At 61.6% G+C, this 22087-nt stretch carries 20 protein-coding genes and 6 tRNA genes; 8 read left to right on the forward strand and 18 right to left on the reverse strand.

Going from position 1 to position 22087, the window contains the following annotated elements:
* Positions 1 to 3: 3 nt before the first annotated feature.
* The 3 genes from ybeY to miaB form a co-directional block, all read right to left on the reverse strand.
* Positions 4 to 471, reverse strand: a complete 468-nt coding sequence (gene ybeY, locus DA373_RS06815) for an rRNA maturation RNase YbeY (protein ID WP_107851576.1) — start codon at positions 469 to 471, stop codon at positions 4 to 6.
* Positions 468 to 1526, reverse strand: a complete 1059-nt coding sequence (locus DA373_RS06820) for a PhoH family protein (RefSeq protein WP_107851577.1) — start codon at positions 1524 to 1526, stop codon at positions 468 to 470. Before DA373_RS06820 ends, ybeY begins: the two co-directional genes overlap by 4 nt.
* Positions 1527 to 1742: 216 nt before the next feature.
* A complete protein-coding gene (gene miaB / locus DA373_RS06825) occupies positions 1743 to 3173 on the reverse strand; it encodes a tRNA (N6-isopentenyl adenosine(37)-C2)-methylthiotransferase MiaB (RefSeq protein WP_107851578.1) in 1431 nt (476 codons plus the stop codon).
* 171 nt (positions 3174 to 3344) lie between these two features.
* On the opposite strand from miaB, the gene DA373_RS06830 reads away from it, so the two are divergent.
* Positions 3345 to 4514 (forward strand): FAD-dependent monooxygenase, encoded by a 1170-nt coding sequence (locus tag DA373_RS06830; protein ID WP_107851579.1) that lies wholly within the window; start codon positions 3345 to 3347, stop codon positions 4512 to 4514.
* A 113-nt stretch (positions 4515 to 4627) separates the two neighbouring features.
* Here DA373_RS06830 and DA373_RS06835 read toward each other — a convergent pair.
* From DA373_RS06835 to pth, 8 genes are all read right to left on the reverse strand, one after another.
* Positions 4628 to 4702 (reverse strand) — tRNA-Gln (locus tag DA373_RS06835).
* 11 nt (positions 4703 to 4713) lie between these two features.
* Positions 4714 to 4798, reverse strand: a tRNA-Leu gene (locus DA373_RS06840).
* Between the two features lie 8 nt (positions 4799 to 4806).
* Positions 4807 to 4883 (reverse strand) — tRNA-Met (locus DA373_RS06845).
* Positions 4884 to 4943: 60 nt separating this feature from the next.
* Positions 4944 to 5018, reverse strand: a tRNA-Gln gene (locus tag DA373_RS06850).
* Between the two features lie 50 nt (positions 5019 to 5068).
* Positions 5069 to 5143, reverse strand: a tRNA-Gln gene (locus DA373_RS06855).
* A gap of 4 nt (positions 5144 to 5147) precedes the next feature.
* Positions 5148 to 5224, reverse strand: a tRNA-Met gene (locus tag DA373_RS06860).
* A 264-nt stretch (positions 5225 to 5488) separates the two neighbouring features.
* Positions 5489 to 6580: a redox-regulated ATPase YchF gene (gene ychF / locus DA373_RS06865; RefSeq protein ID WP_107851580.1), complete on the reverse strand. Its 1092-nt coding sequence runs from the start codon at positions 6578 to 6580 to the stop codon at positions 5489 to 5491.
* Positions 6581 to 6595: 15 nt separating this feature from the next.
* Positions 6596 to 7192 (reverse strand): aminoacyl-tRNA hydrolase, encoded by a 597-nt coding sequence (gene pth, locus DA373_RS06870; RefSeq protein WP_107851581.1) that lies wholly within the window; start codon positions 7190 to 7192, stop codon positions 6596 to 6598.
* A gap of 201 nt (positions 7193 to 7393) precedes the next feature.
* Between pth and DA373_RS06875 the strand changes: the two genes are divergently transcribed.
* Positions 7394 to 8137 (forward strand): TSUP family transporter, encoded by a 744-nt coding sequence (locus tag DA373_RS06875; protein WP_107851667.1) that lies wholly within the window; start codon positions 7394 to 7396, stop codon positions 8135 to 8137.
* A gap of 170 nt (positions 8138 to 8307) precedes the next feature.
* On the opposite strand, the gene DA373_RS06880 is transcribed toward DA373_RS06875, so the two are convergent.
* The 3 genes from DA373_RS06880 to lolB all read right to left on the reverse strand — a co-directional run bounded on the left by DA373_RS06880 (position 8308) and on the right by lolB (position 10945).
* Positions 8308 to 9255, reverse strand: a complete 948-nt coding sequence (locus DA373_RS06880; protein ID WP_107851582.1) for a ribose-phosphate pyrophosphokinase — start codon at positions 9253 to 9255, stop codon at positions 8308 to 8310.
* 284 nt (positions 9256 to 9539) lie between these two features.
* Positions 9540 to 10370 carry a 4-(cytidine 5'-diphospho)-2-C-methyl-D-erythritol kinase gene (gene ispE, locus DA373_RS06885; RefSeq protein ID WP_107851583.1) on the reverse strand — a complete coding sequence of 277 codons (831 nt, stop codon included), beginning with the start codon at positions 10368 to 10370 and terminating at the stop codon, positions 9540 to 9542.
* The gene (gene lolB / locus DA373_RS06890) at positions 10367 to 10945 is read right to left on the reverse strand and encodes a lipoprotein insertase outer membrane protein LolB (RefSeq protein ID WP_157953693.1); all 579 of its coding nucleotides are present in this window, start codon (positions 10943 to 10945) and stop codon (positions 10367 to 10369) included. Before lolB ends, ispE begins: the two co-directional genes overlap by 4 nt.
* 126 nt (positions 10946 to 11071) lie before the next feature.
* Between lolB and hemA the strand changes: the two genes are divergently transcribed.
* The 5 genes from hemA to kdsA are packed head-to-tail and all read left to right on the forward strand — an operon-like array spanning position 11072 to position 15937.
* Complete coding sequence (gene hemA, locus DA373_RS06895; RefSeq protein ID WP_107851585.1) at positions 11072 to 12331, forward strand: glutamyl-tRNA reductase; 1260 nt, start codon at positions 11072 to 11074, stop codon at positions 12329 to 12331.
* Between the two features lie 24 nt (positions 12332 to 12355).
* Entirely contained in the window at positions 12356 to 13441 is a 1086-nt protein-coding gene (prfA, locus tag DA373_RS06900; protein WP_107851586.1) for a peptide chain release factor 1, read from the forward strand.
* Positions 13441 to 14283, forward strand: a complete 843-nt coding sequence (gene prmC, locus DA373_RS06905; protein ID WP_107851587.1) for a peptide chain release factor N(5)-glutamine methyltransferase — start codon at positions 13441 to 13443, stop codon at positions 14281 to 14283. Before prfA ends, prmC begins: the two co-directional genes overlap by 1 nt.
* Positions 14276 to 15082 (forward strand): SirB1 family protein, encoded by an 807-nt coding sequence (locus tag DA373_RS06910; RefSeq protein WP_107851588.1) that lies wholly within the window; start codon positions 14276 to 14278, stop codon positions 15080 to 15082. Before prmC ends, DA373_RS06910 begins: the two co-directional genes overlap by 8 nt.
* Before the next feature lie 9 nt (positions 15083 to 15091).
* The gene (kdsA, locus tag DA373_RS06915) at positions 15092 to 15937 is read left to right on the forward strand and encodes a 3-deoxy-8-phosphooctulonate synthase (RefSeq protein WP_107851589.1); all 846 of its coding nucleotides are present in this window, start codon (positions 15092 to 15094) and stop codon (positions 15935 to 15937) included.
* Between the two features lie 128 nt (positions 15938 to 16065).
* Here kdsA and DA373_RS06920 read toward each other — a convergent pair whose 3' ends face one another.
* Complete coding sequence (locus tag DA373_RS06920) at positions 16066 to 16866, reverse strand: slipin family protein (RefSeq protein WP_107851590.1); 801 nt, start codon at positions 16864 to 16866, stop codon at positions 16066 to 16068.
* Positions 16863 to 18218 carry an NfeD family protein gene (locus DA373_RS06925; RefSeq protein WP_107851591.1) on the reverse strand — a complete coding sequence of 452 codons (1356 nt, stop codon included), beginning with the start codon at positions 18216 to 18218 and terminating at the stop codon, positions 16863 to 16865. The genes DA373_RS06920 and DA373_RS06925 overlap by 4 nt, the downstream gene beginning before the upstream one ends.
* Before the next feature lie 148 nt (positions 18219 to 18366).
* On the opposite strand from DA373_RS06925, the gene DA373_RS06930 reads away from it, so the two are divergent.
* Positions 18367 to 18801, forward strand: coding sequence for a GNAT family N-acetyltransferase (locus tag DA373_RS06930; RefSeq protein WP_107851592.1), 435 nt, complete (start codon positions 18367 to 18369; stop codon positions 18799 to 18801).
* A gap of 305 nt (positions 18802 to 19106) precedes the next feature.
* Here the strand turns inward: DA373_RS06930 and DA373_RS06935 are convergent, their stop codons facing one another.
* Positions 19107 to 20531, reverse strand: a complete 1425-nt coding sequence (locus DA373_RS06935) for a vWA domain-containing protein (protein WP_107851593.1) — start codon at positions 20529 to 20531, stop codon at positions 19107 to 19109.
* Position 20532: 1 nt separating this feature from the next.
* Positions 20533 to 21987, reverse strand: a complete 1455-nt coding sequence (locus DA373_RS06940; RefSeq protein ID WP_107851594.1) for an AAA family ATPase — start codon at positions 21985 to 21987, stop codon at positions 20533 to 20535.
* Positions 21988 to 22087 lie beyond the last annotated feature (100 nt).

Genomic DNA, 22087 nt, shown 5'->3' on the forward strand with positions numbered 1-22087 from the left:
TGATTAACCTTCGTCGTCGTCTTGATAGGGGTTGTCCATGCCCAGCCCGGCCAGAATGGCAATCTCTCTGGCCTCCATCACTTCGGCTTCCTCATCCTTAATATGGTCAAAACCGAGCAAATGCAAGCAGCCGTGTACCACCATGTGGGCCCAGTGGGCCTGCAGCGGTTTATTTTGCTCGGCCGCTTCCCGCTCCACCACCTGCCGGCAGATCACCAGATCGCCCAGCAGCGGCAACTCCACACCGGGGGGGGCTTCAAAGGGAAACGACAGCACATTGGTGGGTTTGTCCTTGCCGCGATAGTCCCGGTTAAGGGCCTGACTTTCGGCTTCGTCCACCAGGCGTACGGTGACCTCGGCCTCATCCCGCTCGCCCTTGAGGGCGGCGGTAAGCCAGGTTTCAAAATCCTGCTCGGTGGGCAGGCCGGGGGCCTCATCGCAGGCGAGTTGCAGATCCAGCCAGAGGGTCATGCGTCGGGCTCCTCGGCGGACGGAGAGGCCTGCCGCTTTTGTTCCTTCTGCTGCTTCTGGGCCTCGTCAAAGGCTTCATAGGCGCGCACGATGCGGGCTACTACCGGGTGGCGGACCACGTCTTCGGCACGGAAGAAATTGAACGACAGCCCTTCCACACCCCCCAGCACCTCAATGGCGTGGCGCAGGCCGGAGCGGGCGTTGCGGGGCAGATCGATCTGGGTGATGTCACCGGTGATCACCGCCTTGGAGTTAAAGCCGATACGGGTGAGGAACATCTTCATCTGCTCCACCGTGGTGTTCTGGCTTTCATCGAGAATGATAAAGGCATCGTTCAGGGTGCGGCCGCGCATATAGGCCAGCGGGGCCACCTCGATGACGTTGCGCTCAATGAGCTTTTCCACCCGCTCAAAGCCCAGCATTTCAAACAGGGCGTCGTATAGGGGGCGCAGGTAGGGGTCGACCTTCTGGCTCAGATCCCCGGGCAGAAAGCCAAGCTTCTCGCCCGCTTCCACCGCCGGTCGGGTCAGCAGTATGCGACGAATTTCCTGGCGCTCCAGGGCGTCCACCGCCGCCGCCACCGCCAGGTAGGTTTTGCCGGTGCCCGCCGGGCCAATGCCAAAGGTGATGTCGTGGCTGAGAATATGGGCCACATAATGAGCCTGATTGGGGCTGCGCGGCTTGATAAGGCCCCGCTTGGTCTTGATCACCACTTCCTTGCCGTAGCGATAGCCGCTGTCGGCTTCTTCCTCGTCCTGCTCCAGTACCCGGCTTTCCTTGATCGCCAGATGCACCTGTTCGGGGGTGATATCGGGCACGGCCTGGCCCTTGATGGACTGGGTGTCTACGTAGAGGCGGGTGAGAATGTCGCTGGCCACCTGAACCAGGCGCTCGGGGCCGACAATCTGAAAGTGTTCGTTCTGGTGGTTGATCTCCACCCCCAGACGGCGCTCCAGTTGCTTGATGTTGTCGTCAACGGGGCCGCACAGGCTGGCCACGCGCTGGCCGTCGGCGGGTTGCAGTTCCAGTTCCAGATGAGTGACGTTGGCTGTCAAGGTAACTCCTGTTGCCAAAAAAGCTTCAAGCTGTAAGCCGTAAGCTTGAAGCCAAAAACAAACATACTCCTGTTGGAGTCGTATCGGTAGCCTGATTGCAACACCGGGCTTGTTCGTCACCATAACTGAATATGGTTTTGTGGTTTGAACGAAGCCCGGCGATGGCAGTCAATGCTGTCTGTCTTACAGCTTAAAGCTGATAGCTTACAGCTGCTGTTAAGGGGTAAAAGTGGCTACGCCGCTGTCGTCGGGCACGCCGTCGGGGCGGCGGGCCAGAATGCTTTGGGGCGATACCTGGGTGCGCAGATCCATTTCATCCTCGCCGCGCAGGAATTTACCGCGCAGGCTGTGGGGCATCACCTCGGTGATCTCCACGTCGGCGAAGCCGCCAATCAGATGATGGGGGCCTTCAAAGTTCACCACCCGGTTGTTCTCGGTGCGGCCGCGCAGCTCCATGGGATTCAGCTTGGACGGGCCTTCCACCAGAATGCGCTGGGTGGAGCCGAGCATCTGCCGGCTGATCAGCTGGGCCTGATTGTTGATGGTGTTCTGCAGCCGGTACAGGCGTTCCTTTTTCTCTTCCATGGAAATATCGTCGGGCAGATCGGCGGCCGGGGTGCCCGGACGGGGGCTGTAAATAAAGCTGAAGCTCATGTCAAAGCCCACGTCTTCAATCAGTTTCATGGTCTTTTCAAAGTCATCGGCCTCTTCACCGGGAAAGCCCACGATAAAGTCGGAGCTGATGGTGATGTCGGGACGGGCGGCGCGCAGGCGACGGATCTTGGACTTGTATTCCAGGGCGGTGTGCGGACGCTTCATCAGGGTGAGAATGCGATCCGAGCCGCTCTGCACCGGCAGGTGCAGGAAGCTGACCACCTCGGGGGTGTCCTTGTACACCTCAATGATGTCGTCGGTGAACTCGATGGGGTGGCTGGTGGTGTAGCGAATGCGGTCGATGCCGTCGATGGCGGCCACCAGGCGCAGCAGCTCGGCAAAGGTGCAGATCTCGCCGTCATGGGTCTCGCCCCGGTAGGCGTTGACGTTCTGGCCCAGCAGGTTGACTTCGCGCACGCCCTGCTCGGCAAGCTGGGCGATTTCATAGAGCACGTCATCCAGCGGGCGGCTGACTTCTTCGCCGCGGGTGTAGGGCACCACGCAGAAGGAGCAGTATTTGGAGCAGCCTTCCATGATGGAGACAAAGGCGGTGGCGCCTTCGGCCTTTGGCTCGGGCAGGTTGTCAAACTTCTCGATTTCGGGAAATTCCACGTCTACCTGAGCGCCACGGCCTTCCAGCACGGACTTAATCATCGCCGGCAGCCGGTGCAGGGTCTGCGGGCCAAAGACGATGTCCACAAAGGGCGCGCGGGCGCGAATGGCGTCGCCTTCCTGTGAGGCCACGCAGCCGCCCACACCGATCACCAGCTTGGGATTGGCTTCCTTGAGCGGACGCCAGCGGCCGAGCTGATGAAAGACCTTCTCCTGGGCCTTCTCGCGAATGGAGCAGGTGTTGAGCAGCAGCACGTCGGCCTGCTCCGCTTCTTCGGTGAGCTGGTAGCCGTGGCTGGCATCCAGCAGATCGGCCATCTTGGATGAATCGTATTCGTTCATCTGACAGCCCCAGGTCTTGATATGAAGTTTTTTGCTCATGGCGCTCTGATTACTGCTATGGGTCGTGCGTTTTGGACCGGGCATTCTACTCCTTTCTCCGCTGAGTGACCAGATAATATCCAGCCACAAGGGGGCGCCAAGTGGGTAAATTGGCCCCGGCGAAAGCGGGGGAATTGGGGTAGAATGGTCGAAAAATCCGGAGGTTGGACAATGCAACAATGCGATATTGCCATTATTGGCGGTGGCATGGTGGGCGCCCTGGCGGCGGCTCTGCTGGCGCCCAGCGGGCTGACCATTCAAGTGCTGGAAAGCCGGCAGCCGCAGGCATTTTCCCCCGAACAGCCCTTTGATCTGCGCATTTCCTCGGTGAGCGCCGCCTCGGTGCGGCTGTTGCAGCAGGCCGGTGCCTGGGACGCGATTGCCGGCATGCGCGCCTGGCCTTATCAAAGGCTGGAAGCCAGTGAATGGCAAGGCTTTGCCACCACGTTCAGCGCCAAAGAGCTGGACTGTGAGTATCTGGGCTACATGCTGGAAAACCGGGTCATTCAGCTCGGTCTGTGGCAGGTGCTTGAGCAGTGGCACAATGTGAGCATCGATTGTCCGCGCGAGCTCGATACCCTTGCGCAAAACGACCAGGGCGCCCTGCTCACCCTTAAGGACGGCAGCCAGCTGCAGACGCGGCTGGTGCTGGCCTGTGACGGCGCCGAGTCCCGGATGCGGCAACTGGCCGGCATTGGCGTCACCGCCTGGGATTACGCCCAGCAATGCATGCTGATAAGCGTGGAAGGCGAGAGGCTTGAGCAGGACATCACCTGGCAGCAGTTCTGTGCATCCGGCCCCCGCGCCCTGCTGCCCCTGGGCAACGGCAAGGCCTCACTGGTGTGGTACGACGGCAAGGCGCGCATCGAGCAGCTGGCGGCCATGAACAACGAGGCCCTGGAGCGAGAGATTACGGCACACTTCCCGCCCCGCCTCGGTCCGGTGCGGGTGCTGAACAAGGGGCACTTTCCGCTGCGCCGGCGTCATGCCAACCAGTACGTCAAGGGAAGTGTGGTGCTGCTCGGCGATGCCGCCCACACCATCAACCCGCTGGCAGGGCAGGGGGTGAACCTGGGGTTCAAGGACGTGGCGGTGCTCAACGATCTTATTCACCAAGCGGTGGAGCGAGGCGAGGATATTGCCGCATTTGAGCTGCTGAAGCGTTTTGAACGGCGTCGCCGTCCCGACAACCTGCTGATGCAGGGCGCCATGGATGTGTTCTATCAGGCGTTCAGCAACGAGCTGGCGCCGCTGAAGCTGCTGCGCAATCTGGGGTTCAAGGCTGCCGAGCACAGCGGACCGCTGAAAAAGCAGGTCATGAAATACGCCATGGGGCTGTAGGTGAGGAGTGAGGGGTAAAGCGTGAGGAGGGGACCCCTCACTCCTCCCCCCTCACGTTTTTCGAGCATCCAAAAAGCAAAAAGCCGACCCAATGGTCGGCTTTTTGCTTGATATGGCTGGGGTACCAGGATTCGAACCTGGGAATGGCGAGATCAAAACCCGCTGCCTTACCGCTTGGCGATACCCCAATTGTCTTGAATGGTGCGGGAGGCGAGACTTGAACTCGCACACCTTGCGGCGCCAGAACCTAAATCTGGTGCGTCTACCAATTTCGCCACTCCCGCTAAAAGAGTGGTGGCTATGGCGGGATTCGAACCTGCGACCCCATCATTATGAGTGATGTGCTCTAACCAACTGAGCTACATAGCCACATAAAGCATTGAGTCGCCTCAATGTTTCGACACGAATGTGTTGCGTGCCTTAGTAAAATGGCTGGGGTACCAGGATTCGAACCTGGGAATGGCGAGATCAAAACCCGCTGCCTTACCGCTTGGCGATACCCCAACAGCAAATGGATGATAACAAATTTTTCGATATCAGCCACTTTTAGAAAATGGCTGGGGTACCAGGATTCGAACCTGGGAATGGCGAGATCAAAACCCGCTGCCTTACCGCTTGGCGATACCCCAGCAATGGTGGCTATGGCGGGATTCGAACCTGCGACCCCATCATTATGAGTGATGTGCTCTAACCAACTGAGCTACATAGCCACTGCTTGTTGATGACCTTCCGTCACCGAACGGGGCGCATTATGCGTATCCGGGCCGACAGCGTCAACCGTTTTTCCGTAAAAAATTGCCCTTCACATACTGCCTGGCCACAAACTGAACGGGTTGTCTGGAGACTATACAAAACCCGGTGAGATTAACAGCATTTGGGGATTAGGGATTAGGGATTAGGGATTAGGGATTAGGGATTAGGGATTAGGCCATTCCCTATTCCCTGCTCCCCATTCCCTTTGAGAGGCTTAAGGCTTAAACGTTAAACAGGAAGTTCATCACATCGCCGTCTTTGACGATGTAGTCCTTGCCCTCGGAGCGCATCTTGCCCGCTTCCTTGGCCCCCTGCTCACCCTTGTAGGTGATGTAGTCCTCATAACCTATGGTCTGGGCGCGAATAAAGCCCTTTTCAAAGTCGGTGTGGATCTTGCCGGCGGCCTGGGGGGCGGTGGCACCCACGGGAATGGTCCAGGCACGCACTTCCTTCACCCCGGCGGTGAAGTAGGTCTGCAGGTTGAGCAGCTCGTAACCGGCGCGGATCACCCGGTTCAGGCCCGGCTCTTCCAGACCCATGTCGGCCATGAACTCGGCGGCTTCTTCCGCATCCAGCTCGGCAATTTCCGACTCCATGGCGGCACACACCGGCACCACGATGGCGTTTTCGGCGGCGGCAATGGCTTCCACCTGGGCCAGGTAGGGGTTGTCCTCAAAGCCGTCTTCATTGACGTTGGCAATGTACATGGTGGGCTTGATGGTGAGGAAGTTCAGGTAGTCGATGGCCGCCTTTTCTTCTTTGGTCAGCTCCACGCTGCGCAGTACTTTGGCTTCTTCCAGCACCGGCAGCAGTTTTTCCAGTACGGTGATCTCGAACTTGGCGTCCTTGTCGCCGCCCTTGGCCTTTTTGGCGTTGCGCTGAATGGCGCGCTCGCAGGTGTCCAGATCCGCCAGAGCCAGTTCGGTGTTAATCACCTCAATGTCATCCTTGGGCGACACCTGGCCGGCCACGTGCACGATGTTGTCGTTTTCAAAGCAGCGCACCACGTGACCGATGGCGTCGGTTTCGCGAATGTTGGCCAGAAACTTGTTGCCCAGACCTTCACCCTTGGAGGCACCCGCCACCAGACCGGCGATGTCCACAAATTCCATGGTGGTGGGCAGCACCCGCTGGGGGTTGACGATCTCGGCCAGGGCGTCGAGGCGCTTGTCCGGCACCGGCACCACGCCGGTGTTCGGCTCAATGGTGCAGAAGGGGAAGTTGGCGGCTTCGATGCCGGCCTTGGTCAGTGCGTTGAACAGGGTGGATTTGCCCACGTTGGGCAGACCCACAATACCGCATTTAAAACCCATGATGGTGTCCTGAAATTACTTGGTGGAATCGGCGTTGAAGGCATGCAGGCGGTTCATTGCCCTGACCATGCCGTCACTGAATAAAATATCGGTGGCGCGGGTGGCTTCGTCCACGGTGGCGTCGAGCAGAGTCTGCTCGGCGGCCGGCGCCCTGGTCAGCACAAAACCGGCGACCCGGGACTTGTCGCCCGGATGACCGATGCCCAGCCGCAGCCGGTAAAAGTCCTTGTTGTTGCCCAGGCAACTGATGATGTCGCGCAGACCGTTGTGACCGCCGTGGCCACCGCCCTGCTTGAATCGGGCGGTGCCCGGGGGCAGGTCCAGCTCGTCGTGGGCCACCAGAATCGACTCGGGCGGGATCTGGTAAAAGTTGGCCAGGGCCGCCACCGCCTTGCCCGAGCGGTTCATAAAGGTGGCCGGGATCAGCAGGCGCACGTCCCGTCCGGCAATACGCAGGCGGCCGGTCCAGCCGAAGAATTTGCCTTCTTCCTTGAGCTGGGCACCGTGCAGGCGGGCCAGTTCGGCCACATACCAGGCGCCGGCGTTATGACGGGTCTGGGCATATTCCGGGCCGGGATTGGCCAGCCCGACAATAAGTTCGATAGGTTGCATAGCAGAATCGGCCGTTAAAATGACGCCATATTCTAATGAAGTGCGGCGATAATGGCCACCTTGAGGGAAGTATTTGGCGGCGGGTTAAAGGGGTGGTAGTTTTTCATCGATTGTACACAATCTGTGTTATTATTGTGCGTTAAAAGGTAAGCGTTCGCTTTGCCTGACTTTCCTGCACACGATTTTTTCACGGACATCATCATGTTTGAACTTCTGGGTTGGTCCCTGCTGGCCGGCGTGGTCAATGCGCTTGCCGGTGGCGGTCTGTTTTTTACTTTGCCGGCACTGCTGGGAGCGGGCATTCCCAGCACCGGTGCCGTGGCCACCGCCAGCGTGGCGTCCTGGCCTGGTTATGTCAGCGCCTTCTGGGGCATGCGCAAGCGCCTGCGGGGCGGACCGCTGCTGGCGCTGACCGTGATTGGCCTGGCCGGCGGTGGCCTGGGTGCCTTTGCCCTGACCCGGTTTCATGCCGACCACTTTAATTATCTGGTGCCCTGGCTGTTGCTGGGGGTGAGCCTGCTTTACGGCCGGCAGCTGCTCAGCAGCAAGGGCTTTGAAGGCCCCCTTGCCATGAAACCGAAGGCCTGGCCGGTGCTGTTAAGTGGCAGCTTTTACGGTGGCTTTTTTGGCGGTGGTCTGGGAGTCTTGCTGATGGCGCTGATGGGTCAGCTGCGCATGGGCACCAGCCTGCAGCAGCACGCCATCAAGCTGTATCTGTCGATGCTGGCGAGCGGCGCCACCATCGTTGTCTATTCATTGTCGGGGCTGGTGTACTGGCATGAGGCCTTGCTGCTGGCGCTGGGCTATCTGCTCGGCGGCAAGCTGGGCGCCAGAGTGCTGGAATGGATTCGGCCCAAACTGCTGGCCTGGGCCATTGTCGCCTTTGGCGTGGGCCTGAGCGGGTATTACTTTATGCGTTTTTACACCCCCTTCGGGGAGCTGTAAGCCGTAAGCTTTCAGCTGTAAGTGGAGCGTAGGTTGGGATGAGTTTTACGAATCCCAACGCTTCAGCCGTCGGCTCTGTTGTTGTGAATTCGCTGCAATCACAAAAAAGCCCGCGATGTCGCGGGCTTTTACTTCCGGCTTCAAGCTTTTCGCTTCAAGCTCGCCAGGGCTTATTGCTCAAACATGGCGGAGATGGACTCTTCGTTGCTGATGCGACGAATGGCTTCGGCCAGCATGGCAGACAGGGACAGCTGCTTGACCTTGCTGATGGACTTCATTTCATCGGTCAGGGGTACGGAGTCGGTGATGATGACTTCATCGATCACGGAGTCGCGAATGTTGTCCACGGCCTTGCCGGAGAACACGGCGTGGGTGGCGTAGGCAAATACCCGCTTGGCGCCGCGCTCTTTCAGGGCTTCGGCGGCCTTGCACAGGGTGCCGCCGGTGTCGATCATATCGTCCACGATCACGCAGTCACGGCCTTCCACGTCACCGATCAGGTGCATCACCTGAGACACGTTGGCGCGGGGACGGCGCTTGTCGATGATGGCGATGTCGGTTTCGTCCAGCAGCTTGGCCACGGCACGGGCGCGCACCACGCCACCGATATCGGGAGACACCACCACGGCGTCCTGCAGGCCCTTGGCCTTCATGTCTTCCAGCAGTACCGGGGTGCCGAACACATTGTCTACCGGTACGTCAAAGAAGCCCTGAATCTGCTCGGCATGCAGATCCACGGTCAGTACCCGGTCCACACCCACGCTGGACAGGAAGTCGGCCACTACCTTGGCGGTGATCGGCACCCGGGCGGAGCGCACGCGGCGATCCTGACGAGCGTAACCGAAGTAGGGAATGACGGCGGTAATACGGCCGGCGGAGGCACGACGCAGAGCGTCGACCATGACGATCAGCTCCATCAGGTTGTCGTTGGTGGGCGCACAGGTGGACTGGATGATGAAGACATCGCCGCCGCGTACATTTTCGTTGATTTGCACGCTGATCTCGCCGTCACTGAAACGGCCAACATCGGCAGCACTCAGTTTGATGAAAAGACGATCGGCGATACGTTGGGCGAGTTCCGGCGTTGCATTACCAGCAAACAGCTTCATGTCGGGCACGGTTTAAAACCTCGGGGTTGCTTCGTGGGTGATGAGACTGGACGGGGCCGTGAACCCGTATCACGAAACACAGTTTCGCTATCCAGCCCTTTATTCGGAATTATTCTGGTTCGGAGCGCCAGTCAGGTTGTTGAGTATAGAGTACGCAACGGTGAGTCGGCATTAGCCGTGTCTTCCTGCCGGCGACCGCCGGCAGCGAACTGACCCTTGGGATAAGGGAGAAAGCGAGCCCACCCCGCCTTCATGCCATCGCTGCCTGGTCTGTCTTGTTCAGTTACGGGTGCTTACAGGGCGTCCAGTGCCGTCAGCAGCGGCGATCGGTTGCAACCTCTGGCAACAAAACCGAAGGCGCCATCCGGAGCATTTTTGAGCGCTTTTTCCGCCGCTTCGCGGCTGTCAAAGGTGCCGAAAATACAGGCTCCGGTGCCCGTCATTCGTGACGGCGCATATTCTAGCAACCAGCTCAGAAGTTTGGCAACCTCGGGGTGTCGCTTTTTGACCAGTGCTTCGCAGTCGTTTTGCCAGGGGGAATTCAGGTGCTGTTCAAGGCTCAGCACCGGGCTGTTGCGGGGCAGATCCGGGTCGGTAAAGATGGCCGGCGTAGACACTTCGACTCCCGGGTTCATCACCAGATACCAGGGCTCGGGGGGCGCGGCATCGCTGAAAATATCCCCCACGCCTTCGGCAAAGGCGGCACGGCCGTGCACAAATACCGGCACGTCGGCCCCCAGTTGCAGGCCGAGGGCGGCCAGCTCGTCATTGCCAAGGCCCAGCCGCCACAGCCGGTTCAGCCCCACCAGGGTGGTGGCGGCGTCGCTGGAGCCGCCACCCAGACCGCCCCCCATGGGCAGCCGCTTGGTGAGGTGAATGCGGGCGCCCCGAGTGCAGCCGGTGTGTGCCTGCAGCAGCCGCGCTGCCTTGATGATGAGGTTGTTTTCCGGTTCCACACCGGGCAGGGCCGGGGACAACGTCAGCTCATCGGCTTCTTCAAAGCCGAGTTCGTCGCCAAAGTCCACAAACTGAAACAGGGTTTGCAGGTTGTGATAGCCATCAGGCCGGCGACCGGTGATATACAGAAACAGGTTGAGCTTGGCGGGGGCGGGCAGGCGCATCATGGCTTCAGCTCCCAGCGGCTGACCGCCAGTTTCAGGGTGGTGGTGTCGTGGCTCAGCTCCAGCCGGCTGGGCAGCCAGAGCTGGTCGATTTGGGTATACCCCAGATAGCGCAGTTGCCAGCCGTGAGACTGCACTCGCGCCGGGCGGCCGTCGGCGTCAAAGCTTACGGTGTCGGCATCGCCGGGCAGTCCCTTGATCCAGTCGGCCAGTTGCTCCACCGGCAGATCCCAGCCGGTAAGGGCATACACAAGGTCACGGGCATTACTGGCGGTATGACGCTGGCCTTCACTGTCGATGAGTTCAATGCGGCCGTTGCGGCGGCTGAGATCAAACACGCGCTTGCCCACCACATTGGTGAGGTTCAGGCGGTAGTCATCGCTGTTCTGGCGCCAGAACAGGCTCAGGCTGCCACGCTCGTCGGGGGTGATGATGCCGAGTTTGGCGGCCAGCTGCCAGTCTTCCAGGTCGGCCAGCTGCTGTTTCTGGGCCTGCCAGGAGCCGGCCGGTGCCTCTTCGGCCCGGTAGGCACAGCCTGACACCAGCAACAATCCAAGGCAGATCAATAAAGTACGCACGGCGAGCACTCCGCTTTTTAAAAGTGTCGGCAAGTATAAGGGCAAGGCCGGTGCCTTTTAAAGATTTGGCCTTTCTCGTACAATAGCCGGCTACACGAAGAATGATGTGAGCCGCACCAAAACCTCATGAGCCTGCTGGTACTGGGAATCAATCATAAGACAGCGTCCGTCGCCCTGCGCGAGCGGGTGGCGTTTGGCCCTGATCTTGCCCCCCGGGCACTGCAGGAGCTGATGAACACACAGGGCGTGGCCGAGTCCGTGATCCTGTCCACCTGCAACCGCACCGAGCTGTATTGCAGCCTGCATGACGACGGCGACAGCGATGTGGTGCGCCACTGGCTGCAGCACTTCCACCAGCTCGACGAAGACGAGCTCACCGCCTGCCTGTATCAGCATCAGGGTGAAGAGGCCATTCGGCACCTGATGCGGGTGGCCTGCGGGCTTGACTCTCTGGTGCTGGGCGAGCCCCAGATACTGGGTCAGATCAAGCAGGCCTACAGCCAGTCGCACCAGGCCGGCAGCCTCAAGGGGCTGCTGGAGCGGCTGTTTCAGAAGTCCTTCTCCGTGGCCAAGCGGGTGCGCACCGAAACCGACATTGGCGCCAGCGCGGTGTCTGTGGCTTTTGCTGCGGTCAGCCTGGCCAAGCGTATTTTCTCGGATCTGGGCCGCACCAGGGTACTGCTGGTGGGCGCCGGCGAAACTGTCGAGCTGGTGGCGCGCCATCTGCGCGAGCAGTCGGTGACCCAGATGATGGTGGCCAACCGCACCCTGGAGCGGGCCCAGAGCCTGGCCCAGGAGTTTGAGGCCGAGGTGATGACCCTGGAGCAGATCCCCGAGTTTCTGCCCCGGGCCGATATTGTCATCAGCTCCACCGCCAGCCCGCTGCCCATTATCGGCAAGGGCATGGTGGAGCGGGCGCTCAAGGCCCGTCGCCACAAGCCCATTCTGCTGGTAGACATTGCCGTGCCCCGGGACATAGAGCCCGAGGTGGACGAGCTCAGCGACGCCTATCTCTATACCGTGGACGATCTGCAGGGCATCATCGAGCAGAACCTGGAAGCCCGCAAGCGAGCGGCGGCCCAGGCCGAGCGTATCATTATGGAAGAGCGGGACCAGTTTATGGCCTGGTACCGCTCGCTGCGCTCGGTGGACATGATTCGCGACTACCGGGCCCAGGCGGAAAGTGTGCGCGAGCAGGAGCTGGCCCGGGCGCTGCAGGCCCTGGCCCAGGGCGAAGACGCCACTCAGGTCATGCAGCAGCTGACCCGGCGGCTGACCAACAAGCTTATTCATACCCCCACCCAGGCCCTGAGCCAGGCCGGCAAGGACGGCGATCAGGACATGCTGGCGGTGCTGTCCCGCAGCCTGGGCATCAGCCGGCCCTGAGCCGGCATAACGGCGAGACCCCCGATGAACGAATCCGTACTGAAGAAACTGGAAGGCCTGGAAGAACGCTACCAGGAGGTGCAGGCGCTGCTGGGCGAGGCCTCGGTCATCAACAACCAGGAGCAGTATCGGGCGCTGACCCGGGAATATGCCCAGCTGGAAGATGTGGTGGCCTGTTTTCAGCGCTATCGCCAGGCCGAGGAAGACCTGGTCGAAGCCCGTGAAATGCTGGCGGAAGACGACGCCGAGCTCAAGGCCATGGCCCGGGACGAAATTGACAGCGCCGGGGCTGCTATCGAGGCGCTGGGACAGGAGCTGCAGATCTTGTTGCTGCCCAAGGATCCCCGGGACGACAACAACTGCTTTCTGGAGATCCGCGCCGGCGCCGGTGGCGACGAGGCCGCCATTTTTGCCGGCGATCTGTTCCGCATGTACAGCCGTTATGCCGAGACCCGGCGCTGGCGGGTGGAGATCGTCAGCGCCAGTGAGGGCGAACACGGCGGCTTCAAGGAGATCATTGCCCGCATTGAGGGTGCCGGCGTCTATGGCCAGCTCAAGTTCGAGTCCGGCGGCCACCGGGTACAGCGGGTGCCCGAGACCGAATCCCAGGGCCGCATTCACACCTCTGCCTGTACCGTGGCGGTGATGCCCGAGATCCCCGAGGCCGAGGCCCCGGAGATCAATCCGGCGGATCTGAAAGTGGACACCTTTCGTGCCTCCGGCGCCGGTGGTCAGCACGTCAACAAGACTGATTCGGCCATTCGTATTACTCACCTGCCCACCGGCATGGTGGTGGAATGTCAGGACGAGCGTTCCCAGCACAAGAACCGGGCCAAGGCCATGGCGGTGCTGGCCTCACGTCTGGCCCAGGCGGAGCAGGACAAGCGCCAGGCCGAAGAGCAGAGCGAACGGCGCAACCTGCTGGGCAGCGGCGATCGCTCCGATCGCATTCGCACCTACAACTACCCCCAGGGGCGGGTGTCGGATCACCGTATCAACCTCACCCTGTACCGGCTGAACGAGGTACTGGAAGGCCAGCTCGACATGCTTACCCAGCCTATTCTGCAGGAGCACCAGGCCGACCAGCTCGCTGCCCTGGCGGGGCTCTGATGAGGCTGAGCGCACTGCGCGCCCGGCTGCGCGAACAACTGGCCGGCGGCGAGTCGCCGGCGCTGGATGCCGATGTGTTGCTGTGCCATGTGCTGGGCAAGCCCCGAAGCTTTCTGCTGGCCTGGCCCGAATTTGAAGTGTCCGGGCAGCAGCAGGCCGAGCTGGCGGCGCTGGTGGCGCGCCGCCGGGCCGGTGAGCCGGTGGCCCACCTGACCGGCCAGCGGGAGTTCTGGAGCCTGATGCTGGAAGTGTCGCCCGATACCCTGATCCCCCGGCCCGACACCGAAGTGCTGGTGGAAGCGGCGCTGGCGCGGCTACCCGAGGGGCCGGCGCGGGTGGTGGATCTGGGTACCGGTACCGGTGCCATTGCCCTGTCCATTAAAAGCGAGCGCCCCCTCGATACCGTGCTGGCGGTGGAGTTCAACCCGCAGGCCGCCGCCCTGGCCCGGCGCAACGCCACACGCCTGGGACTGGCGGTGGAAGTGCGTCAGGGCAGCTGGCTTAAGCCGCTGGCGGGGCTGACCTTTGACATGATCGTGTCCAATCCGCCTTATATCAATGCCGCCGATCCGCACTTGGCCGAGGGCGATGTACGCTTTGAGCCGCTCTCCGCCCTGGTGGCCGATGAGGAGGGCCTGGCCGACATTCGCCATATTGCAGGCTGTGCACCGGCACACCTGGTGGCCGGCGGCTGGCTGCTGGTGGAGCACGGCTGGCAGCAGGGCGAGGCGGTGCAACAGATTTTTATCGACAATGGTTTTGAGAAGGTCACCACCCTGCGCGACTACGGCGGGCAGGACAGAGTGACACTGGGCCAGTGGCCCGGGAGAGAGCATGCTTGAAAGCAATATCAGTACGCGCTGGCAAAGCGACGAACCCCTGGATCTGATGACTTTGGTGCTGGATATGGTGGAAAGCCTGGCCGGCCTTGAGGCCCGATATGAGGCCGAGCGGGAGCTGTTTGCCCTGGAGCGGTCCCTGGCCGAGGAGCTGGAAGGCATGGCGGTAACACAGCACCTGTTACCCTGTCTGTACGACGGCCTGGGGTTTGCCGGTGACAGTGAGACTTTTTTCTCCGTGGACAACTGCCTGATGAACCGGGTGCTGGTCCGGCGCGAAGGCATACCGGTAAGCCTGGGCATAATGCTGATTTATCTGTGCCATCGCTTTGGTGTGGAGGCCGAGGGCATCTGTTTTCCCGGCCATTTTCTGGTACGCATGGGAGCGGAAGCAGAGGGGATTATTATCGATCCCTTTACCGGCCAACCGCTGTCCCGCAAGGAAATGGAGCAACTGCTGCGCGGGGCCCAAGGCAACCTGGCCCGGCTGGCACCGGAGCATCTCAAGGCCGCCGATAACAGCGAGATCCTGGCACGACTGCTGAATGTCACCAAGGCCGCTTTTATCAACGAGCAGCAGTTTGGCAAGGCGCTGGCCTGCAGCGAGCTGTTGCTGCGGCTCAAGCCCGACTGCCCTTTTGAGCGGCGGGACCGGGGCTTTTTGTATCAGCAGCTCGACTGCGGGCAACTGGCTGCCGACGACTTTGAGTTTTTTATTGAGCACTGTCCGGACGATCCCATTGCCGACGTGCTGAAAGCCCAGATGGCGGGCCTCGACCTGAGCCCCAAAATCCTCCACTAAGGAGTTGCGATGAAAACCGTACATATCAATGACATTGCGGTCGCCAACGACCAGCCCATGGTGCTGTTTGGCGGCATCAATGTGCTGGAATCCCGGGATCTGGCCATGCAGGCCTGCGAGCACTATGTGAAGGTGACCGAGAAACTGGGCATTCCCTACGTGTTCAAGGCCAGCTGGGACAAGGCCAACCGCTCATCCATTCACTCTTTCCGTGGCCCCGGCCTGGAAGAGGGCATGAAACTGCTGCAGGAAGTGAAGGACACCTTCAGGGTGCCGGTGATCACCGATCTGCACGAGCCCCACCAGGCGGCCCCGGTGGCCGAGGTGGCGGACGTTATTCAGCTGCCCGCCTTTCTGGCCCGCCAGACCGATCTGGTGCAGGCCATGGCCGACACCGGCCGGGTGATTAACATCAAAAAGCCCCAGTTTCTGAGCCCGGGGCAGATGAAAAACATCACCGACAAGTTTATCGAGTGCGGCAACGACCAGCTGATCCTGTGCGAGCGGGGCAGCAACTTCGGTTACGACAACCTGGTGGTGGACATGCTCGGCTTTGGCGTGATGAAAAAGGCCACGAATGATGCGCCCATCATCTTTGACGTGACCCACGCCCTGCAGTGCCGGGATCCCCTGGGCGAGGCGTCCGGTGGCCGCCGCGAGCAGGTGCTGGATCTGGCCCGGGCGGGCCTGTCCACCGGACTGGCCGGCCTGTTTCTGGAAGCCCACCCGAACCCGGACCAGGCCCACTGCGACGGCCCCAGCGCCCTGCCGCTGGACAAGCTCGAGCCTTTCCTGGCCCAGCTCAAGGCCCTGGATGAGCTGATCAAGAGCTTTGAACCCTTGAATATTCGGTAACCTCCACCTGCTTCGCAGGTGAGACAGGGGGTAGGTTGGAATGAGCATCGCGAATTCCAACATTTCACAGGCGCCTTCGTGTTGGGATTCGCTCCGCTCATCGCCAACCTACTTCCCGCTTGCGGTGTTCACGTCATTTGCGTCGGCCCATTGGGATCTTCCGGCGGCTCGTCCGCGATCATTTTCTGCAGTATCTTGCCCAGCTCCATGGGCAGGGGAAACACCACTATCTTGCTGTTGTCACTGCTGATCTCGGTGAGGGTCTGCAGGTAGCGCAGCTGAATGGCTTCCGGCTGCTGGCCCAGCATGCGGGCGGCCTCCAGCAGCTGCTTTGACGCTTCCAGCTCACCGGTGGCGTGGATCACCTTGGCCCGGCGGGAGCGTTCCGCCTCGGCCTGGCGGGCAATGGCACGGATCATGGATTCGTCGAGATCCACGTGCTTGATCTCCACCGCCGTCACCTTGATGCCCCAGCCGTCTGTGCTCTGATCCAGAATGCGCTGCAGATCCGCGTTCAGGGTGTCCCGGGCCGAGAGGATCTCGTCCAGCTCGTGCTGGCCGAGCACCGATCGCATGGTGGTCTGGGCCAGCTGGCTGGTGGCTTCCAGATAGTTTTCCACATTGATGATCGCCTTTTGCGGATCCAGCACGCGAAAATACAGCACGGCGTTGACCCGCACGGTGACGTTGTCTTTCGAGATCAGATCCTGCGACGGCACGTCCATGGTCACAATACGCAGATCCACCCGCACCATTTGCTGCACCAGGGGGATCAGAATAATAAAACCGGGACCCTTTACTCTGTAAAAGCGCCCCAGCAGAAACACCACGCCCCGTTCGTATTCCCGCAGAATGCGAAACATGCTGGCAAACAGCATGATCACCAGAATGACGATCAGCAGCTGAAAATAAAGAAAATCAATGATCATTCCCCAGTCTCCTTGGTCGGTTCAACATCCAGCACCAGATCCCGTACTGCCACCACGATAACAGGGCTGTTTGCAGCTATGGTGGTGTGGCTTTGGGCCTGCCAGCGCTCACCCTGTATCATCACGGTGCCGTTCGGATTGAGGGTTGTGAGGGTCACACCCTGTTCGCCCACCATGGCATCGGCCCCGGAGACCGGGGCCGCCCGGCGCTGTTTTACGATCATGCGTACCACCACCAGGATCAGGGTGAGGGAAAACACCGTAAAGGCGGCGATAAAGGGCCAGGCCACGCGAAAGGCCTGGTCCGGAGTGTCGAACAGCAGCACGGAGCCGAGCACAAAGGCCACCAGACCGCCACCGCCGAAAATGCCGAAGCTGGGTGTCAGTCCTTCCGCCACCATCAGCGCCAGCCCCAGGGCCAGCAGCCCCAGCCCCACCATATTGAACGGCAGCATCTGCAGCGACAGCATGGCCAGCAGCAGGCAGATGGCGCCGATCACCCCGGACACGCCAAAGCCCGGGCTGTAAAATTCCAGCAGCAGGCCATAGACGCCGACCAGCATCAGCAGATAGGCGATATTGGGATTGCTGATGGTGATAATGAACTGTTGACGCCAGTCAGGCTGGCGCAGCTCGGCAATCAGCCCCGCCGTGGCCAGGGTGAGGGTGTCATTTTTAAGAGAAACTTCCCGGCCGTCCAGCTGCTGCAACAGGTCGGGAATGTCACTGGCCACCAGCTCAATCACATTCTGCTCCAGGGCCTCGGTGGCGGTGAGGGTGGCGGCGTCACGCACCGCCTGCTCGGCCCACTCCACATTGCGGCCCCGTAACTGGGCCAGGCTGCGCAGGTAGGCAATGGCGTCGTTGAGGGACTTGCGCTCCATGGCGCTGCCGCCGGGTGAAGCAGGGCTTTCGCCATCGTCATTCTGCTTGTCCTTGGCGGGCTCGCCGGGTGGTGGCGTGCCGGTGGGCATCATCTGTACCGGGGTGGCGGCGCCCAGATGGGTGCCCGGCGCCATGGCGGCCACATGGCTGGCATAGAGAATATAGGTGCCGGCAGAAGCGGCCCGGGCACCGCCGGGAGAGACATAAACCACCACCGGCACGCTGGACTCCAGCATGGCAGTAATAATGTCGCGAGTGGCGCTGTACAGGCCGCCGGGCGTGTCCATGGTCAGCAGCACCAGGGCCGGGCGCTCGATCTGAGCCCGGTTCAGCTCGGTGACCAGGTAGTCGGAAATGCCGGGACCAATGGCCCCCCTGATGTCGAGCTGCCAGTAACGCTCCTGAGCCGGGGCCAGAGCGCTGAACAACAACAGCCACAGCCCCCACCAGCCTGTTCGCCAACTCATGCTGCCTCCTTTTTGTAGACACTTTAAAGCGTAGCTTCTTGGTTGTTATTTAAACAGCTGTAGCTGCCGCTTTAGCCGGCAGGGTCTGTGCAACAGGCCTTTGATGCGCTTACCATGTTGCCCGCAATGTAGGGAACAGGAACAATCGATGAAAATAAGAACCGCAACCAAGGCCGATCTGGCGGCGGTATATGGCCTGGAATGCTCCGCCTTTGGGGATCATGGCTATCCGGACTTTTTTCTGCGCCAGGCCTGGGATCTGTGGCCGGGCTCGCTGTTGGTGGCCGAAGATAAAAGCGAGCTGCTGGGCTATGCCCTGGCGGGCCGGGGCGAGAGCGTCAATGAGGGCTGGATTTTATCGCTGGCGGTGGCACCGGCGGCGCGGGGGCAAGGGCTGGGCCGGCAACTGCTGCAGGCGGCGGTAACCGCGCTTGAAGAGCAGGGCTGTGCGCGCATCAAACTGACGGTATTGCCCGACAACCCGGCGCTGCATCTTTACCAAAGTCTGGGCTTTGCCGAAGCCGGCCGTGAAACAGACTACTTCGGCCCCGGCGAACCCCGGCTGGTAATGGTGAGAAGCTAAACACACCAACAATTGCCATGCGAAGCAGCTGCGCGGTTGCACTCCGCCGACACGCTGCAAGTACTTCCATGGCATACGACGGTCGGCTTCGGCAATCCCCGCAGCTGCTTCGAGTAACATCGGCGCTGCATTTCATCGGTCAGTCAGCGCCGAGTGTCCCTAGGAGGGCAAAGGGTGTCTGCTTCGCCGTGCCCTCTGCGCCATGGATGGCGCAGCGGAGCCTACAGGGAGGTATTCACGGCGTGCCGGAGAAGCAGTGCGCTTTGGCCGACGGTAGTGCACGGCAAAGCAAACGCTTACGAGGCTTAAGCTCTTGCCGCCTGCTCCAGGCTGCGCCAGTCGCTGAACAGGTGCACAGGGTCGCACACCTTGCGCATGGCGTGCAGGGCGGTGGCATAACCCAGCTGCAGGCCAAACAGGCGCACGCCCAGGGCTTCCTTGCCGTGTTCTACCTGGGCCTGCAGCTCTCGGGAAACCTCAAACTCGCCGTCGCTTACCAGCAGAATATCCGCCTGGCGCCACTCCAGCTGCTGCAGCCGGGTCAGGGCGGCATTGAGCGGCGTGCTTACATCGGTGCCGCCGCTGAAGGAGCCGCGCAGCATGTCGAGCAGCTCGGGCAGGGTCAGGGTGTGATTGTCGAGCACCAGCAATTCACCGGCGCCGCCAAACAGATACACCAGACAGCCTCTTTGCTGCTGTTTGGCCATGCGCAGGGCTTCCAGCACCATGGCCTTGGACACCTGCTCCGCCAGGCCGTGCATGGAGGCGGAGGTGTCCAGGCACAGAATAATGGGGCCCAGCTGGGTGCCCTTGCCGTCCCCTTCGCCCTTGCCCGCCCGGGGCAGGGGCCAGTCGTTGCCCGCGTCGATGGGCATCACCCCGGCCACGGCATAGCTGAGCAGGCTCTGTTCGGCCCGGCGGGCGTGCCACAGCATGTGCAGAGACGGATGCCCCAGCAGGGCCGCCTCCAGTGCCAGCATGCGCGACAGGTTATCGGAGCGGGTAATGCCCTGGGTTTCCATGGGAATGCCCGGCAGCCGCCGCTCCCGGGGGCCCTTGTCTCGGGGGCTCATCATCTGCTGCAACTGGCTCAGGGTGGCGCTCTGCTCCGGATCCGGGCGCTGCTGGCCCATGAGTTTAAGCAGCTTTTGCAGCTCACGAATATCCGCCACCCAGCGGGCCAGGCGCAGCAGATCAAACCAGGCTCTGTCTCTCAGATTGCCGCTGTCCTTGTCGGTGCCGATGGCCGGGGCGATGCCGAACTCCTCGGCCACGTCATCCAGCGCCTGCCACAGGCTGATGCGCTGCTGCCACTGCTCCGCCAGCCTGGCAAGGGCTCTGCGCGTGTGCCGGGCCCGGGCGCGGCGCTCGGCCTGCTCAGCAGCCATGCCCTGTTGCGTGAGCAAACCGGCGGTGGCCGGCCAGTCCAGCTCCACCTGCTCCAGCACCAGTAATATGTCCTGTACGATGGCCCGGGCCACGTCCGGGGTTTCCTTGCAGTATTCCAGTGCACTGGCGCGCACCAGCAGCTGGCGAATACGTCGCTCGGTGCTGGTGCTCAACCAGTCGCCGGGGGCCGGCAGCCGGCCCTTGTCGAGTTCACTTAGCATGTCCAGCACCCGGTTGGCCCGGGGCAGCAGGCTGCCCAGGGGGTGAGTCACCACCAGGCTGAACAGGCTGGCGGGCAGCTCGCTTAACGGCGCCAGGCCGGCACTTTGGGCGGGGGCCATATCAGTCTTCAACCGGCAGTTCGGCAAAGGCCCGGCGCAATGCCTGCAGTCGCTCGTGCTGACGGCTCAGGCCGGCCTGTTGCTGCTCCAGCTGGGCGCGGGCGCGCTCACCCAGCGCCGGGCTCAGCCACAGGTGCTGGCGCAGCCGCTGGCCCAGACCCTGCTGCTGGCGCTCAAGCCATTCAAGGTACTGGGCCAGCTCATCGATGCGTTCATCCAGCTGGCGTAGGCGCGAGGCCACATGGCTCGCCGGCCAGGCCCTGGGCTGCAGGGCGCTGGGGCGCTGATAGCTTTCCATCAGCGGCTGGTATTGATCCAGATTGCCGCCGAGGTTGCGAATTTCCTGCTCGGTAAACACCGAGTCCGGCAGCCGGGGCTGACGATAAAGCAGCTGACCGCTTTCATTGCGGCGTTGCCGTTCGCCCCTGGCTTCGGTGACCGGCTGGCCCTGCTCGTCGAGGTAAAGCTGGTAGCCCTGCTCGTTGAGGGACGGCAGCACAGGATCGGCGTCCTGATCCAGCCGCTCCTGCCAGCTGTCCACCAGCTCGCTTACCAGCTGCGGGCTGAAGCCCGGATCGGCGGCAACGTGCTCGTGCAGCCAGTCGGTCAGGCGACCCTGCTGCTCCGGCTGCTGCCACAGGCAGTGGGGCAGCAGCCAGGCGTCGAGCAGGTCGGCTTGTTGCTGGCCGTTGCAGCAGGCGGATACCTTGAGCAGCTTGACCACCTTGCGCCAGCGCCGGTCGGACACCGGAATTTCCTGCTCGGCGAGAAAACGGCGCAGGCTGTGCAGCAGGCGGATCAGCGCAGGCGACAGCGGCAGCTGCCCGGCTTCCTTGCGCAGGGCGGCCAGCTCGGCACCGGTTAACTTCAGCTCGGCCGCCGGCGCCTGATAGTCGCTGTTCAGGGTCAGCAGGCCGGTAAAGGCGTCGTCACCCACCGGCGCCACCTGATAGCGCAGCAGAAAGCGGTCGTACAGGGCGTTGAGCTCGGCCCCTTCCGGCAGCTCGTTGCTGGCGGCGATCACCGACACCAGGGGCACCGGCAGGCGCTCGTTGCCATTGTCGAACTGGCGCTCGTTGAGCAGGGTCAGCAGGCTGTTGAGAATGGCGCTGTTGGCCTTGAAGATCTCGTCGATAAAGGCGATGGACGCCTCGGGCAGATAGCCCTTGGTCTGGCGCAGGTATCTGTCCTGCTCCAGCGCCTTGATGGACAGAGGACCAAACAGCTCTTCCGGTACCGAGAAGCGGGTCAGCAGCCGCTCAAAATAGCTGCCGTCGGCCATCAGGGTGTGCAGCCGGCGCGACAGCTCGCTTTTGGCGGTGCCGGGAGGACCCAGCAGCAGCAGGTGCTCGCCGGAAAGGGCCGCCAGCAGCGCCAGCCGGGCCGGTGTTTCCCGCTCCAGCAGGCCCTGTTGCAGGTGTTCGATAAGTGCTGCAATGCGGTTTTTTGCGTCCATGTGCCAGACCTGTAAGTAATTTGTATTAAAAGCTTGGCAACATTGTACTGAAAAAGTAGTGTGTGACCAATGTCACGAATAGCGGCCAGCTGTACCGGGC

Source organism: Oceanimonas marisflavi (genome assembly GCF_003049725.1).
Taxonomy (GTDB): domain Bacteria; phylum Pseudomonadota; class Gammaproteobacteria; order Enterobacterales; family Aeromonadaceae; genus Oceanimonas; species Oceanimonas marisflavi.

Bases quoted from the DNA above. Each gene is read 5' to 3' on its own strand.
- pth (WP_107851581.1), bottom strand. From the start codon at position 7,192: ATGCAACCTATCGAACTTATTGTCGGGCTGGCCAATCCCGGCCCGGAA.
- DA373_RS06935 (WP_107851593.1), bottom strand. From the start codon at position 20,531: ATGGCCCCCGCCCAAAGTGCCGGCCTGGCGCCGTTAAGCGAGCTGCCC.
- DA373_RS06925 (WP_107851591.1), bottom strand. From the start codon at position 18,218: ATGAGTTGGCGAACAGGCTGGTGGGGGCTGTGGCTGTTGTTGTTCAGC.
- DA373_RS06920 (WP_107851590.1), bottom strand. From the start codon at position 16,866: ATGATCATTGATTTTCTTTATTTTCAGCTGCTGATCGTCATTCTGGTG.
- DA373_RS06875 (WP_107851667.1), top strand. From the start codon at position 7,394: ATGTTTGAACTTCTGGGTTGGTCCCTGCTGGCCGGCGTGGTCAATGCG.
- hemA (WP_107851585.1), top strand. From the start codon at position 11,072: ATGAGCCTGCTGGTACTGGGAATCAATCATAAGACAGCGTCCGTCGCC.
- DA373_RS06940 (WP_107851594.1), bottom strand. From the start codon at position 21,987: ATGGACGCAAAAAACCGCATTGCAGCACTTATCGAACACCTGCAACAG.
- DA373_RS06830 (WP_107851579.1), top strand. From the start codon at position 3,345: ATGCAACAATGCGATATTGCCATTATTGGCGGTGGCATGGTGGGCGCC.
- ybeY (WP_107851576.1), bottom strand. From the start codon at position 471: ATGACCCTCTGGCTGGATCTGCAACTCGCCTGCGATGAGGCCCCCGGC.
- DA373_RS06930 (WP_107851592.1), top strand. From the start codon at position 18,367: ATGAAAATAAGAACCGCAACCAAGGCCGATCTGGCGGCGGTATATGGC.
- ispE (WP_107851583.1), bottom strand. From the start codon at position 10,370: ATGATGCGCCTGCCCGCCCCCGCCAAGCTCAACCTGTTTCTGTATATC.
- prmC (WP_107851587.1), top strand. From the start codon at position 13,441: ATGAGGCTGAGCGCACTGCGCGCCCGGCTGCGCGAACAACTGGCCGGC.
- ychF (WP_107851580.1), bottom strand. From the start codon at position 6,580: ATGGGTTTTAAATGCGGTATTGTGGGTCTGCCCAACGTGGGCAAATCC.
- kdsA (WP_107851589.1), top strand. From the start codon at position 15,092: ATGAAAACCGTACATATCAATGACATTGCGGTCGCCAACGACCAGCCC.
- miaB (WP_107851578.1), bottom strand. From the start codon at position 3,173: ATGAGCAAAAAACTTCATATCAAGACCTGGGGCTGTCAGATGAACGAA.
- DA373_RS06910 (WP_107851588.1), top strand. From the start codon at position 14,276: ATGCTTGAAAGCAATATCAGTACGCGCTGGCAAAGCGACGAACCCCTG.
- prfA (WP_107851586.1), top strand. From the start codon at position 12,356: ATGAACGAATCCGTACTGAAGAAACTGGAAGGCCTGGAAGAACGCTAC.